A 904-nucleotide genomic window follows, 5' to 3' on the forward strand; every position below is an offset into this window, starting at 1 on the left:
CTTACGGCTCGTCGGCGGTGTTTTGAACCGACACCGCCGACGAGCCGTAAGGGATAACGGCGGCCCTGACCTCCCGAGCCTGGTCCGCCGTGCCACCATCAGGCTTCGCATGCACGGAAGGAACTTCGGGGTGTCGCTCTTCACGCGCTCTCGTCAGCTGCCGGACAGGGACAAGACGAACGCTGAGGAGGGCCCAGCACCGGACGGCCTCGCGGCGCACTCGCCGGACGGGGCCGCCGCCACGGGTGATGCCGCCGAGAGCGGGTCGTCCGCGGACGCGGTCACCTCGGGCGACACGGCTGCGGACGGCTCTGCGGGGGCTGCGGCGTTGGGTGGCGTTGCTGAGCGAGGGAGTTCTGCGGGTGCTGCGGCTTCGGGTGCCCCCGCTGCGGACGAGGCCGTGGCCGACGAGGCCGTAGCGGGTGACGCCCTGGGCGGCGCCGCGGCTGAGGGTGGCAGCCTTGCGGGGGCCGTCGGGCCGGATGACGTTGCCAAGCATGGCAGCCCTGCGGCCGCCACCGCTTCGGGCGTCGCGGCTTCGGGCGTCGCCGCGCTGGGCGCCGCCCCTGGGCGCGGGGCCGGTGGCAACACCTCCGTGGGGGACGCTGCGGGCGATGCCGCCGCTGGCGAGGCCGTGGCTGCTGATGCCCCGGCAGGCACGGTCGCCGCAAGCGGCGCTCCTTTGGAGGCCGCTGCCGGGCGTGGCGCTTCCGCGAGTGCCATCGCGCGCGGCGATGTCTCCGACGGGGGCGCCGGTGCGGGGGGTTCCGCGTCTGATGCCGACGTTGCCGATGTCCCTGCCGTGGGTGATAGCGGCGAGGGTGGCACCTCCGTGCGCGCCGCCGCCGCGTCGGCTGCCGCCTCCCCGGGCGATGGCACTCCCGGTGCCCCCGCGTCGGGTGCC

At 75.4% G+C, this 904-nt stretch carries 1 pseudogene; it reads left to right on the forward strand.

Annotated features, from left to right (window positions below):
- Positions 1 to 109: 109 nt before the first annotated feature.
- Positions 110 to 904: pseudogene (locus tag CCN51_RS56810) on the forward strand (hypothetical protein); the annotation flags it as partial.

This window comes from Streptomyces milbemycinicus (genome assembly GCF_002154605.1).
Taxonomy (GTDB): Bacteria; Actinomycetota; Actinomycetes; order Streptomycetales; family Streptomycetaceae; genus Streptomyces; species Streptomyces milbemycinicus.